Here is a 13,090-nt window from a genome sequence, read left to right on the forward strand (position 1 = left end):
AGAGCGTGAGGCACTTCTTGACCGCGATCTGCACGAGCAGCCGAACGATCTCAGTCATCTCAGGCCCCCGGCACGCGCACTCACGTTTCTTCCCAGCCGAGCGGCTCGTGCATCGTGATCTCGACAGAGATCGTGAATGTCTTGGTGCTGGTGCTCTCTAACGTCCGGTAGACCAAGTCGAGGTATTTGTTGAGTCGGAACAGCGGCGGCGTCATCTGAACATTCAAGAACACCACGTTGGAATCACCCTCTTGGATGACCACGACCCCGACGTCGCGGTCACTGACGATGATCTTCTGTTCTTGCAGGGCGAGGATGGCCTGAAGGGTGGCTTCAGGGAGGACCAGGTGCTGTTCGCTCACGCGTTCTCTCCTCCTTCAGCTCAGCGTTCTCTGAGTGGCACGACTTCAATCATTCTGGACCGCCAGCACCCCGCCCTTCCTTCCTATGCTCCCGTCGCCACTTGTGCTCTTCCCAAATGGCTTGGTACTCGAAGTCCCAGGAGAGGATCTTCTTCTGCCGGCGCTCAAACTCCTCAGCTTGGTCTCGAAGACGCTCGATCCGAAGCTGGATGATTTCGGCATCCGAGGGGTTCACCAGTTCACTGTGATCCATTGACGTGCTCTCCTGGTGCTCCTCAGTCATTCCAGACCGCTAGTGCCTGCGCTTCACCACGCCACCGTGCCCGGCCCTTTCTCCGAATGGAGCGCTGACGGTGAGGTGGGTCAACGGCGCAGCTCCAGTTCGGTGACCTGATACTGCATGGTTCTGGCCCCGATCTGGACTTGAAAGGTGTCTCCCTTCCGGCGGCCTTCCAGCTGGGCACCCACCGGGCTGGCCTGGGTGATCTGGGTCACCCCGTTGATCACGCCCCCGGCTTCAAACGGTGAGACCAGATGCACCCGCAAGGTGCGGCCTGACGCCAGATCCGTCAGTAAGGCCGTGCTTCCCAGCACGACCCGGCCTTGTTCGGAAGCGTCCTGGGTGATGACCTGGGCGTTGGCCAGCAGGTCTTCGAGCTCGGCGACCTGCGTTTCAAGTGCGGCCAGTTGCTCCTGCGCTTCGACCAGTCCGAGGTTTTCGGCTTCGTTGGCTTCCATCTGGTCGCGGACGTACTCGCGGGCTTCGTCCATGCGGACACGCTGGCGTTCGAGTTGCTGCTCCAGGCGCTGGTAACCATCCTGGGTCAGTTGTGGAAGGATCGGTGGTGCGTTCATGATCTCCTTTTCGATCTCAACGTTCCTCTCAGGGAGACGCCTCAATGGCCGAGCAACGTTGTGGACGTCGCCAAGCTGTCCAAGAGCATCCAGGTCTGTTGGGCGACTTCCAACGGCACGGCATCAGTCAACGCATGCGGTGCTCCCGTCAAGGTCACGCTGCGGACGCCCGGGAGCGTCGCGGCCAGGCGGGCCAGCGGCCAAGGAGCAACAACGGGGTCGGCCGTCCCGGAGATCAGCAGCAATGGCACGCTCAGATGGGCAGCCAGGGGACGGCTATCGCGCCCTTTGATATCGCGGGCCAGCTGGTAAAAACGCAGCGGCCCGGCGCGGAGGTAAGCGGCGGTTGCAGGCAGCAAGAAAGCGCTACGCTCACCCGGCATGTCGCGTAGCAAGCGGCCGATCTGAAGGCGTATCCGGGGGTTGGTGGGAATGCCGGTCGGTGAGCAGGCAATCAGGGGACCGGCGAGGGACGGGTAGCGTACCGCCAGATCGAGCATGACTTCTCCGCCAAGGGAGTGGCCCAGCAGCGCCGCGCCGCCCAAGCGATTGACCTGCAACCAAAGCGCCAGGTGGTCCGTGAGTTCGGCTGTGGAAGTCGGAAAGCTGAGGCGGCCACGCGAACGGCCGTGGCCGGGCGGATCGTAGGCGTAGACGCGGGAGCGGCGCGATAAGACCTGAGCCAAACGGTAATACATCCACGAAGCGCAGCCCATGCCGGGCAGAATCACCAGTGTCTGGGTGTGGGACTTGCCGTAGAGCCTGGCATGGGTCCGGAGTCCCCCCACCATGCTGAAGTGCGGGCACCCTCGATCAACAGGGCCGATAGCAGGTTCGTTCATGGGCGAGCGGTTTATATCCAGCCTCTTTTGAAAAGCAGAGCCTGCTGGTTGTGTCGGCATGAGCGGGCAGTGCCGAGGGTGTTCGCCCCCTCATTCCAGTTGAAGAAAATCATTCGTGGCGTTGCCTCATTTCGTTGGTGTGTTCCCGTCGCCACTTGTTCTCTTGCCGAATGGCTTGGCGCTCGAAGTCCCAGGAGAGGATGTCCATCTGCTGGCGCTCCAGCTGCTCAGCTTGGTTCTGAAGACGCTCGATCTGTGCCTGGATTGTTTCGGTGTCAGCAGACTTCATCAGGCCACCGTGCCGCGACTCTTCTTTTCTTTGATTTCCATGCAGGTGGCGCACAGGACTCGCAGGTTCTTTAGCACCGTTGCTCCACCCTGGTCTGTCGGGATGATGTGTTGAAAGGTAAGGGTATCCGTTGCGTCGCAATGACTGCATTGCGCTCCGTCGCGCTGCAAGACAGCCAGGCGCACGACTGCGGGAATTTGTGCATCCATGATCTGTTTATTCAGCGTCATCCCTTTTCTCGTCATGGCTTCGCTCATTGCCGGGTTGCTGAGCAGAGACAGACCGTTTCAAGAAGGTGACCAAACTGGTTTTTCATGCCCTCACGGTGCCATGCCTGGACTGACAATGGACTTTCGGCGACCTTTGGTTAATCATTCCAGACCGCCATGACGCGCTCACGCTTCGTCCCAGCCAACCAGCTCGTTTGACGTGATCTCGACAAGGACCGTGTACATCTTGGTGCTGGTGCCCTCTAGCGTCTGGTACACCAGGTCAAGGTACTTGTTGATTCGGAAGCGGCGTAGCGGCATCTGAACATTCAGCGTCACCACGCTGGAATCACCGTCTTGCGTGGTCGTGACGACAGGATCACCGACGATGAGCAATTGTTCTTGTAGGTCCAGGATGCCCTGCAGGGTCGCTTCAGTCAGAATCATGTGGTGCTCCATTCACGGCCCCCTCCCAGTGCCTTTAGTCATTCCAGACCGCCAGCGCTCGTGCTTCGACACACCCAGCATCCACATCACCATCTTCCTTTGATCACCATGCAGCTGGCGCACAGGAGTCGGAGATTGCTCTCTACCATGGCCCCGCCCTCAGCGAGCGGGGCGATGGCGTCCAATTCCAGGGATTCGGTCGCCCCGCAGTTGATGCAGCGTCCCTCGTCGCGCTGTAGAACGGCCAGCCGCACCACTTTGGGAATCTTCGCATTGATGGTTTGGTTGCGGATATTGGTGTCGGCTCTGGGCATCTCAGACACTTAACGCTGGACGGACTTCCAGAATGTCAGAAGTTGTACGGTGCTGTTCTGCTCAATCATCCCAGACCACCAGCACGCCGCCCTTTCATCATGCCCTCGCTCCAGCACACGCCCATCATCCAGGCTGCTCAGCCCATTAGACCTCCTGCGAAAGTCATTCTTCCATTCTTCTGATGGCCAGGTTTGACGTCCAGGACAGAAAGATTGTGGACCCACCGGGGATTTTCACAGGAGAATGAGGAAACGGTCAGACGTGCTTCTTACACTGGAACCATGCCCGGTGCTCCAGTTCCCACAAATGAAGCTGCACGTCTCCTCGACCTGGCGCGCTACCACGTCCTCGACACCGAAAAAGAAGAAGTCTTCGACCGCATCACGCGCCTCGCCTCCCAGCTCCTTCAGGTGCCCATCGCCGCCATCAACTTCATTGACGTTGACCGCCATTGGAACAAATCCAACGTCGGCTTTGATGTTCCCGAACTGCCCCGTGAAGCGTCCTTCTGCGCCTGGGCCATCCTCCGAGACCAACCCCTGGTCATCCCTGACCTCACGCAGGACGACCGCTTCGACGAGCATCCCGCCGTCACGGGCGAACACCACCTGCGGCTGTACGCTGGAACGCCCCTCCAGACCCCCAGCGGCCACCGCATCGGAACGCTGTGCATTATGGACACCCAGGTGCGGACGCTCAACGATGAGGCGCTCCACGCCTTGCAGGATCTCGCCGCACTCGCCACGCGAGAATTGGAATGGCGGGCGTTTGCTGTTTCTGTGCAGGGGCAGGTGAATGCCCGTGGTGAGTACGAAGCCGATCTGCGGCGAAGCCTCACGCATGCCCACACCTTGGACGCCATTCATGAACTCATGGATTTACCGCTCGAGCCTCAAGAAGTCGCGCTCCAGGCCGCAGCGCTGGTCGGTCAGGCACTCCACACCGATTGGACGGGGCTGGTCACCGTTGAGCAGGGCGTTCCTCAGACCCAGATCGTTCATGCCAGCGACGACCTTCACCCGACACTGCAGCAGTTGACCACGGATTTGAGCCAGACGCACAGCAGTGTCACGACAGGCCTGGCGGACCTGAACACGCCCTACTACGTGGAGAGCTACCCGGATCATCCCAGCGCGCTTCCGGAGGCCGTGGAGGCAGGACTGCGTTCCATGGCGTGGGTCCCCCTGGGCCGATGGCTGGGGACATCATTCCTGCTGATGACGGGACGGACCGGTCAGGCGCGCCGTCTGCCCTGGCGCAACAGCGACCGGGTGTTGTTGGAAGCGGCGGGCCGGAGTGTTCGGGCCGCCATCCTCCGCCGCGCCGCGCTGGACGCCGAGCGGCGCACAGCCCGTCAGGACGCCCTGACCACCCTGCTCAACCGCCGGGCGTTCGATGAGGATCTGGCGCAGTACTGGGTCGCGGGAACGCCGTTTACCCTGGTCATGATGGACCTGGACGGCTTCAAGGCCTTGAATGACACGGAGGGACATGCGCAGGGCGATAAGATTCTGCGCCTGTTCGGGCAGGGGCTGGTGTCCGAAGTGGATGACCGGGGGCAAAGTTACCGGCTGGGTGGCGACGAGTTTGTGCTGCTGCTTCCTGGGGAATGGGACGAGGCGGCCGTGTATGAGGTCACGGACATGGCGGTTCTAAACGCCCGCCAGGGAACAGTGCGTTCCATAGGAACAAGTGTGGGTATCGTGCAACGTGAGGAAGCGGGGAACGCCGCCAGGGTCGTCGAACTGGCGGATGCACGAATGTATGAGGCCAAACGTCGGCGCAAGGCATTGAGGACAGAGGCTTAACAACCAGAGCGCGTCGCTGATGCTCCGCACCATGCGAAGTGAGGTGGGCAACCAGCTTCATAGCCTGGTGTGGCTCATCGGGCTGATCTGTTCGGGCCACGTCACTGACTGCGCCTTCAGCCAGAACTGCACCAACCCCTCAATTTGTTCGACGAAGGTCGCGAAGCTCGCTGACTTGATGACGTAAGAACTGGCGTACAGGGAATACGCTTGAGCAATGTCACCAGTGTTACTGGAACTGGTCAGCATCACTACAGGGATGAGGCGAAGCCGTGCGTCTGCTTTTAGAACCTTGAGGACGTCGAAGCCGTTCATCTTCGGCATGTTGATGTCCAGCAAGATGACGTCCGGTACAGCTGCGCCTGACCGCTGCATGGCTGAGATGGCACTCTCCCCACCCTGATATCCAGTGAGCATGACGGGGCTCTCCAGCTGGGAAAAGCCCTCTTCAGCGAGAGTGAGATCCGTAGCGTCATCGTCGATCAACACCACCCGTAGTGGCCTGGTCATGGTGCACTCCTCGTCGCTTTCCGCTTGGCCGTATCGGGCTTCGACAACCTCTATAAACCGGCGTGACATACAGGAAGGTGTCGGGTGCACCCGAGCTGCCCGCAGATTACACTGCTCAATCCTTAGGGCTTGTTTTCGGCAAGGTAAAGCCGAAGGTCGCGCCCTGGCCCAGCTGCCCTTCGGCGAACACCTGACCGCCATGCTTGAGGATCAGCCGGCGCACGCTGGCCAGCCCCACACCCGTCCCAGGGACTTCCTGAACGCTATGGAGCCGCTGAAACATGTTGAACAGCCGGTCCTGATAGCGCGGATCGAAGCCCAGCCCGTTGTCCTGCACGAACACCCCCCAGGCTTCGCCCTGATCCTCCGCCCAGATGTGGATGATGGCCGGGTCACGCGTTCGGGTGAACTTCAGCGCGTTCTCGGTCAACTGGATCAGCACCTGCTTCAGGGCGTCCCAGTCCCCCTGCACCGAGGGCAGGGAATCGACTTCCCACTGGACATTGTGGGTCAACAGGTCAGGGAGGAGGCCCTTGCGGATCAGCTCCAGGAGCTTGTTCAGGTCGACCTGCTGCGGCCTGAAGGGCTGCTGCACAGCGTGGGCCAGGTCGAGCATGGCATCGATCAGGGTGTCCATCTGCCTCCCTGACTGTTCCACCACGTCGAGATAGCGAGCACTTTTCTCGTCGAGCCGGCCGTCCAGGCTTTGGCGAGCCAGGCGCAGGAAGCCAAGCATGTGCCGTACGGGGGTGCGCAGGTCGTGTGAGACCGAAGAGGAGAAGGCGGCGAGTTCTTCGTTGGCGAGCGAGAGCGCCCGGGTGCGGGCATCCAGCACGTCCCGTTGAGCGGTGAGCGCCTGCGCCTGACGTGCCCGGTCCAGGGCGAGGTCGAGGCTGCGGCAGACGGCGCGGAAGATGCGCTTGTCCCGCTCCGTCCAGGTGGCGGAGCGGCGCGTCCCCATGAACAGCACGCTCTGCAGTTCATCTGCCACGAAGTAGGGGTATCCGGCCACGGCCTGGAAAATGGCCGACTCCTCGAACAACAGAGGCGTCTGCTGCCAGTGGTCGATGAAGGCGGCGGTGTTCTGCTGAAGCAGCCTGGCGATGCCAGAGGTTTGCAAGGTGAAGCCGCGCTGTAAGCGCGGTAAAAGGGCGGCATCCGCTGAAGGATTCCACTCGGTGGCCTTGAAGAGCTCGCCCTCCCGTTCAACGTGGGCCACTTCAACATCACACGTTTCCTCCAGCAGGGTCATGGCTTGCCGGACCAGCACCTTCACATCGGTCTGGCTGCCGACCGCCTCGGTGAACGTCACGAAGATCTCTAGAGCTGCCCGCTCCTCTTCCAGTTGACGGGTGCGTTCTTCGACCTGGGCCTCCAGCGTTCGGAGGGCTTCCACCCGGCCGAGCGCCACGGCGCATTGGTTGGCCAGGATGGTCAGGAAGCGCCGCTCAGCGGCGGTGAAATAGTGTGGTTCCGTGAAGTCCAGCACGATGACACCCAGGGGCTGACCGTCCAGGAACATCGGCAGCGCCGCATTGGCGATTGCTGCCCGCCCGCCAGTGCGGCTTTCAAGTTCGGGGTAGGCGGCCTTCAAGGCACCGGCGTGCTCGAAGTACATGGCCTGGTGCATGTGTAAGATGTCCGCGATCAGCTGGTGGTCTTCAATCGGTCCTTCTTGCCAGATGGTGCGGGTGACGTCCTCGTAGCCCTGGCTCCCGGCGATCTTCATTTGCTGGTCGGTGTGGTCGATGCGCAGCACGATCCCGGCCACGGCACCGAGCGCCTGCACGGCAGGAGTCAGGACGATCTCGATGACGTCCCGCTCGGTATGGGTCGCTGCGAGTGCTTCGGTGATCTCTTGCAACCGCTCTGCGAGAGAAGAAAACGGCTCTGAGTCGGAGGCAGGCGACGAAGGCATGACTCACCGTAGAGGCTCTGCCCTCAATTTGCCGTTATCAGTCCTTAAGGCCATATGGGGACGGAGGTAAGAGTAACTTCATCTCCCCAAGAAACCGACTTGACTCCAAGGCCAGAATCAAAAAACCGCTTTTGATTCTGGCCGTTATCAGAGCGGCTCCTGTTGATTTCTGATGATATCGGCCTGCTCCTGAGCCTTCTCAGACATTCGCTCCAGGGCGTCGATCTGTGTCTCAGGAGAAGCACCGTTCACCTCAGTGATCTGCATGATGGTCTCTTCCCCTGTCGCACTCAGTGAATGAACTTCGCCGCCGGCCTTGGCTGCATCTGCAACATCGAGGTGAACGGTAGCGGCCTGGGCTTCATCCTCGGCTCGCTGGTAAAGCCCCTTCTGTCTCGCTGAAGAACCGTCTTGAGCCCGCTCGATCAACGCTTCGAGAGTGGCGATCTGTTCCTTGACTTCATCGCACCCGGCCTGCAAGCCTTCTCTTCCCTGGGTACGTATCAGCGCCCACAGTTTCAGGGCACGAAAACGGCGTCCCAGCGGGATTCCCCAGTCACGCAGATTCTTGACCTGGTTGTCGGCTGCGCTTTGCAGGTAACTCGGGTTGGTGCTCATCACCCGGATCAGGTGCTGCGGGTCACGGACGTAGTAGATGCTGGTGTCGAAGACGGCGCCCAGCCACTTGTGGGCGTTGACGACCAGTGAATCGGCGTTCTCTACACCTTCCCACATCCACCTGCACTCGGGAAGGAGCATGGCACTTCCAGCCATGGCCGCGTCCACATGCAGCCACAGCCCGTACTGCTGGGTGAGCGCACTGATCTTCTCAACTGGGTCGAGCGCGGTGGTGGTGGTTCCGACCGAAGCGACCACCGCGCAGGGTTGGCGGCCCGCCGCCAGATCCGCTTGAATGGCAGCCTCGAGCAGGTCCACGCGTAAGGCAAAGGTGCTGTCTGAAGCGACCACCCGCACGTTGCCGGCTCCAAATCCCGCCAGCATCGCCGCTTTGGATAGCCAGTCCACCAGCCTCTAGATGGGGGAGCTCTGCCACCTCAGAGATAGTCAGCAGCGCATGGGGTTGGTGCCGAGCGGTGGTCATGGCTCAAAATACCGCAAAATCCGCAAACTCTCGTTTGGAAATAATGCTGCGTGCCTGAAAGAGGTGATGGCAAACGGGAAAGCTGGGAGACGCAGCGGCTCATTCCAGAGCGATATTTTCAAAGAGGGTGCCCCTGGGGCGGTGGCGGACGCTATTGAGCATCTCGGGAAAGAGGTGGATCTAGCTGCGGCGCTCCTGCCTCAGCACGTGCTCGATGTGGGCATGGAAGCGCTGGCTGGACAGGACCAGAAGGTTTTCAGAGGCGTTGTTGGTGCTGTCGCCGTCGAGATGGTGGACAACCTCGCCGAAAAGCAGCAGGCGGCCCAGTCGCGCGGCGGCGCGGCGATGAGCGAGATCCATCTTGCCCGTCTGCTTGTTTCTAAGTCTCAGGTATTTTTGCGCTTGCGCACCACGGCACTCCCGTCGGGAAGAAGAGCCAAATCGAGTGGATGTTCACTCTTACCCTACGCGGCCCAGGGTGAATATCCTGGCGTTATATCCCTCGAATGTGCGTTTGAGTACTTTTACATCGGGAGCAACCGATCCATAGGCAGACAACCAAGATCCCATGCCCAGACCCCATAAGCTGAACTCCCCAGTGAGCGAACGACAGTTGGGTCGCCTTGCCAGTCCAGCTGAGCATCTGCCGTATTTCCCTTTTTGGCACACTGCATGACGTTTAAGCAGATAGACCGAACTCCGCTGGCACAAGCAGGAATCGGGAAATCAATCCGGGAACAGGCGCGGGTAAAGCAGATGGTCATCGCGTTTTTCCTCGTACATGTGCCCGCCCGAAGGCAGCGCAACGGCTTAAGCCAACTGCAGGATGCGCTGCACCTGACCGCCGCAAACGCACATCGGCGAGTCGCTTAAGGCTTACTTTGATGCCGTATGAACGACTTGGAAATCTAGGGTAAAGGCCCTGCCAAGTTCCCTTTAGACAAAGGGGGGATAGGAGCCTCACCGAGAGATTTAACTGGAGTCAGAACCAGTTGAGCGCCTGATCCAGGAGGAAATGCATGTTTTATCACGATAAGCAATTACAGTACACCGTCCGCGTCGATACGCCCAGTCCCGTTTTCGCCAAGATGCTTCAACAAGCCATCGGCGGTGTCGAGGGTGAAATCAGGGTCGCCTTGCAGTACCTGTTTCAGTCATTCGGGGCCCGTGGTCCCGCCAAGTACCGGGATATGCTGATGGAAACCGGCACCGAGGAACTCGGGCATATCCAGATGCTCGCCACAGCCGTCGCCATGAACCTCGAAGGCTCGCCTGCCTTCTTGAAAGAGGAGATGGCCAAGGCAGATCCGCTGCTAGCCGCCACCCTGGGCGGTATGGAACCCAGGCAGTTTCTCTCTGCAGGGATGTCAGCCCTGGCCGCCGATGCCAACGGCGTACCGTTCAATGGCTCGCATGTCTACGCCAGCGGCAATATCGCCGCCGACATGTATTCCAATGTGGCGGCAGAAGCGACGGGGCGGGTGCTCGCGTGCCGGTTGTTCGAGATGACCGACGATCCCGGCATGAAAGATATGCTGCGCTTCCTCATCGCGCGTGACACCATGCATCAGCAGCAGTGGCTGGCGGTCATCGAGGAATTGGGCGGGCATACAGGAACGTTACCGATCCCCAACAGCTTCGATCAGAGTCAGGAATTGACGGAAGTCAGCTATGACTTCTTCGCGACGGGGATTGACGGGGTGCAGCCTCCCCAAGGGCGCTGGACGAGCGGTACGTCACTCGATGGCAAAGGAGAGTTCCGCACACGTATCAATGTGCCGATGGGTGAGGAACCGAAGCTGGCGCCACCCATTTCAATCGGTTATGCGGAAACCCAGCAGATGGGAGAGAGCGATACCGAGACGGTCATCCGACCTCAGTAAGGAGAGGGTGAGATGAGGCCGTTGAAAGCTGTTTTTCCTGGGTAAGCTGACGCGTCTTAAGTAGCGTAGAGAAAGAAGAGGCGTACCACGTCGAGGTGGACCCGCCCGAAGGCAGCGTAATAGCCTAAGCCACCTGCGGGACGCGCTGCAATTAGCCACCGCCTCGCCTGAGACACACCTGTAAGATCACCTCCATGACCTGGACATGCCCCCCTCACCTGCTGAGGACGGCCCACAACAAAAAAAGGCCTCCTGCACGACCGCCGGAGCGGGTGCAGGGGGCTTCTCGTTGCGGACTTGAGACCCCGAGTGTTGGTAGAGAGCAGACCGGCTTCTTGGCTGACACCTCACGCGGACGGGTGGAGTTTCCCGACGCTCCTACAATGACGCATGCTTCTTGTGCCCTCGACATTGCTGCTCCTCTGGTTCACTGGCCTTTTCTCTCTTGTCCTCTTGGGGAGCGGCGCGTGGCTGGTGTGGGAGTGGTATGACAACTGGGCCGTCCACCTGCCCGCCAACCCCCGGTACCTGATCTGGGGCCTGCTGCTGCTCATCACGGCTTTCCTGGGTCGGCCGATCGTGACCCTTTTTGTCGGACGTCAATCTCGTCCTGGCGAGGAGCCTATGAAGCCACTGACAGGCGGCACCGTCCACCGGGTCGTGCGACCAGACGGAACACAACTGCACGTCGAGTCGTTCGGCCCAGCGGGGGCTCCTGTCCTGCTCTTGACCCACGGTTGGGGGTTAAGCAGCGCCGAATGGTGGTATGCGCGTCAGCACCTCAGTGAGCGTTACCGACTGCTTGTCTGGGATTTGCGGGGTCTTGGCCAGTCGGCAGGCCCGCACGATCACCAGTATGGTCTTGACCGGATGGCGGGTGATCTGAACGCTGTGCTGGCGCTGGCCGATGGGCAGCCGGTTCTGTTATGCGGACACAGCATCGGTGGAATGACCACGTTGACGTTCTGCGGCCTGTACCCGGAGGTCCTGGCTGCCCAGGTGGCGGGTTTGATCCTGACACAGACCACGTTCACCAATCCAGTTCAGACCGCGCTGGGTGCGCCTCTGAACCGTGTTTTGCAAGAACCACTGCTTCGTCCCCTGTGCCACTTGACCATCTGGCTCTCACCCCTGGTCCGGGTGATGAACGCCCTGAGTCTTCTCAACGGAAGTCTGACCTTGGCCAACCACCTTCTTCAATTCAAAGGTCAGGAAACCCGGCAGCAGCTCGGATTCACCACCGCCCTTCTCTTGCGGGCCAATCCGGCGGTGGTAGCACGCGGCATGCTTGGGATGCTGGAATATGAGGCCAGAGGCGTCTTGCCGGTGATCTCTGTTCCGACCCTGGTGATCGCTGCCTCGTCTGATCGGGCAACCCTCCCAGCGGCGTCAGCGTACCTCACAGCGCATATTCCAGGCGCTAAGCAGTTCATGCTCAGCCCGGCAGGCCACATGGGGCTGATTGAGCACCATGAAGCCTGGGCGAACGCTGTCGACGATTTTGCCACGCGGTGCTTCGAATCGGCAGCCTCCAAAACGCCGTCGGGGGTCAACGTTTAGAGAAGAGTTGACCGGCTGAATCAGCTCGGCAGGCCAGAGTCATGAGCGTTCGAAAAATACGAGTGCATCCTGCTGTACTCGTTTGGTGGGAGTCAGAAAAGGCTAGAGGCTGGTTGAGACGGGATCGTCGTTTGGCGGGATGATTTTGCCGCTGGCAAACTGGACGGATGGATCGCCGCGCGTACCCCAGTGATGTCGATGACGAGACGGACCACTTCGTACTGCCGTACCTGGCGCTGACCCCAGAGGATGCCCCGCAGCGGAAATTTCCGCTGCGGGAGGTGCTCAATGCGCTGTTGTGGATGAGTCGCACCGGAGCGCAATGGGACTTTCTGCCGCATGATCTTCCACCGGCCGAGGTGGTTCGCAGCCAAGCGAAGCGTTGGTTTGAAGCCGGGTGTTTCGAGAACGCTGTCCATGACTTGCGCCTGCTCAGCCGCGTTCAGCAGCAGCGCGGTGGTGAGCCCACGGCCATCATCATTGACCGCCGCACGCTGCAACGTACGCCGGAGCGTGGTCACCGCGCGGGATTTGATGGCGCAAAGAAGCGCAAAGGCACCAAGGTCCATCTGGCGGTGGATACGCTGGGTCACCTGTTGACGCTGACCACGTCGCCCACCAATGAACAGGACCGGACGCAGGTAGAGGCACTGTGCCACAACGCCCAGGAGTTGACCGGTGGGATGCTGGAAGTGGTGTTTGCCGATCAAGGTGACACCGGTGAACACGCGCTTGAAGCCACGCGCAAGAGCAACATTGAGTTGGTCGTCGTGAAGCGTCCGGACGCTTCACGAGGATTCGTGTTGCTGCCAAAACGCTGGGTGGTGGAGCGTTCGTTCGCGTGGTTGTCACGTTTTCGTCGATTGGGACGAGATCTGGAACGCCTCTCCTCGACCTTAGTCGGCTTTCATTTCGTCGCCACTTGCGTTCTGTTGTTGACGAAACTCAGGCCCTTCTTTGGATAGCCAATCCACCAGCCTCTAAGCTGGA

Annotated in this window: 16 protein-coding genes; 4 read left to right on the plus strand and 12 right to left on the minus strand. The window is 60.3% G+C overall.

Annotated elements, in window-relative coordinates; all coding sequences use genetic code 11:
- Nucleotides 1–80: 80 nt before the first annotated feature.
- The 8 genes from GUI70_RS16850 to GUI70_RS16885 form a co-directional block, all read right to left on the minus strand.
- Complete coding sequence (locus GUI70_RS16850) at nucleotides 81–362, minus strand: hypothetical protein (protein ID WP_161883482.1); 282 nt, start codon at nucleotides 360–362, stop codon at nucleotides 81–83.
- Nucleotides 363–411: 49 nt separating this feature from the next.
- Nucleotides 412–615 carry a hypothetical protein gene (locus GUI70_RS16855; protein ID WP_161883483.1) on the minus strand — a complete coding sequence of 68 codons (204 nt, stop codon included), beginning with the start codon at nucleotides 613–615 and terminating at the stop codon, nucleotides 412–414.
- Between the two features lie 110 nt (nucleotides 616–725).
- On the minus strand, nucleotides 726–1,217 hold the full coding sequence (locus GUI70_RS16860) for a GreA/GreB family elongation factor (protein WP_161883484.1): 492 nt from the start codon (nucleotides 1,215–1,217) through the stop codon (nucleotides 726–728).
- A gap of 41 nt (nucleotides 1,218–1,258) precedes the next feature.
- Nucleotides 1,259–2,059 carry an alpha/beta fold hydrolase gene (locus GUI70_RS16865; RefSeq protein ID WP_161883485.1) on the minus strand — a complete coding sequence of 267 codons (801 nt, stop codon included), beginning with the start codon at nucleotides 2,057–2,059 and terminating at the stop codon, nucleotides 1,259–1,261.
- A 109-nt stretch (nucleotides 2,060–2,168) separates the two neighbouring features.
- On the minus strand, nucleotides 2,169–2,348 hold the full coding sequence (locus GUI70_RS16870) for an HAD-IG family 5'-nucleotidase (protein WP_161883486.1): 180 nt from the start codon (nucleotides 2,346–2,348) through the stop codon (nucleotides 2,169–2,171).
- Nucleotides 2,348–2,593 (minus strand): HNH endonuclease, encoded by a 246-nt coding sequence (locus tag GUI70_RS16875; RefSeq protein WP_161883487.1) that lies wholly within the window; start codon nucleotides 2,591–2,593, stop codon nucleotides 2,348–2,350. The genes GUI70_RS16870 and GUI70_RS16875 overlap by 1 nt, the downstream gene beginning before the upstream one ends.
- 150 nt (nucleotides 2,594–2,743) lie before the next feature.
- On the minus strand, nucleotides 2,744–3,004 hold the full coding sequence (locus tag GUI70_RS16880; protein WP_161883488.1) for a hypothetical protein: 261 nt from the start codon (nucleotides 3,002–3,004) through the stop codon (nucleotides 2,744–2,746).
- Between the two features lie 86 nt (nucleotides 3,005–3,090).
- On the minus strand, nucleotides 3,091–3,318 hold the full coding sequence (locus tag GUI70_RS16885; protein WP_161883489.1) for an HNH endonuclease: 228 nt from the start codon (nucleotides 3,316–3,318) through the stop codon (nucleotides 3,091–3,093).
- 282 nt (nucleotides 3,319–3,600) lie between these two features.
- Here GUI70_RS16885 and GUI70_RS16890 point away from each other — a divergent pair, with 282 nt between their 5' ends.
- A complete protein-coding gene (locus GUI70_RS16890) occupies nucleotides 3,601–5,127 on the plus strand; it encodes a sensor domain-containing diguanylate cyclase (RefSeq protein WP_161883490.1) in 1,527 nt (508 codons plus the stop codon).
- A 57-nt stretch (nucleotides 5,128–5,184) separates the two neighbouring features.
- Here the strand turns inward: GUI70_RS16890 and GUI70_RS16895 are convergent, their stop codons facing one another.
- The 4 genes from GUI70_RS16895 to GUI70_RS16910 form a co-directional block, all read right to left on the minus strand.
- Nucleotides 5,185–5,637: a response regulator gene (locus GUI70_RS16895; RefSeq protein ID WP_161883491.1), complete on the minus strand. Its 453-nt coding sequence runs from the start codon at nucleotides 5,635–5,637 to the stop codon at nucleotides 5,185–5,187.
- Nucleotides 5,638–5,752: 115 nt separating this feature from the next.
- Nucleotides 5,753–7,501 carry an ATP-binding protein gene (locus GUI70_RS16900; protein WP_161883492.1) on the minus strand — a complete coding sequence of 583 codons (1,749 nt, stop codon included), beginning with the start codon at nucleotides 7,499–7,501 and terminating at the stop codon, nucleotides 5,753–5,755.
- A gap of 201 nt (nucleotides 7,502–7,702) precedes the next feature.
- Nucleotides 7,703–8,581, minus strand: a complete 879-nt coding sequence (locus tag GUI70_RS25040) for a pyridoxal phosphate-dependent decarboxylase family protein (RefSeq protein ID WP_272952890.1) — start codon at nucleotides 8,579–8,581, stop codon at nucleotides 7,703–7,705.
- Between the two features lie 256 nt (nucleotides 8,582–8,837).
- Nucleotides 8,838–9,017, minus strand: a complete 180-nt coding sequence (locus tag GUI70_RS16910; RefSeq protein ID WP_161883493.1) for an HNH endonuclease — start codon at nucleotides 9,015–9,017, stop codon at nucleotides 8,838–8,840.
- A gap of 659 nt (nucleotides 9,018–9,676) precedes the next feature.
- Between GUI70_RS16910 and GUI70_RS16915 the strand changes: the two genes are divergently transcribed.
- The 3 genes from GUI70_RS16915 to GUI70_RS16925 all read left to right on the plus strand — a co-directional run bounded on the left by GUI70_RS16915 (nucleotide 9,677) and on the right by GUI70_RS16925 (nucleotide 13,065).
- On the plus strand, nucleotides 9,677–10,540 hold the full coding sequence (locus tag GUI70_RS16915; protein WP_161883494.1) for a manganese catalase family protein: 864 nt from the start codon (nucleotides 9,677–9,679) through the stop codon (nucleotides 10,538–10,540).
- 624 nt (nucleotides 10,541–11,164) lie between these two features.
- A complete protein-coding gene (locus tag GUI70_RS16920; RefSeq protein WP_161883495.1) occupies nucleotides 11,165–12,100 on the plus strand; it encodes an alpha/beta fold hydrolase in 936 nt (311 codons plus the stop codon).
- Nucleotides 12,101–12,267: 167 nt separating this feature from the next.
- Nucleotides 12,268–13,065 (plus strand): IS5 family transposase, encoded by a 798-nt coding sequence (locus tag GUI70_RS16925; protein ID WP_161883496.1) that lies wholly within the window; start codon nucleotides 12,268–12,270, stop codon nucleotides 13,063–13,065.
- Nucleotides 13,066–13,090 lie beyond the last annotated feature (25 nt).

Origin of the sequence: Deinococcus alpinitundrae (genome assembly GCF_009982895.1) — a bacterium.
Classification (GTDB): domain Bacteria; phylum Deinococcota; class Deinococci; order Deinococcales; family Deinococcaceae; genus Deinococcus; species Deinococcus alpinitundrae.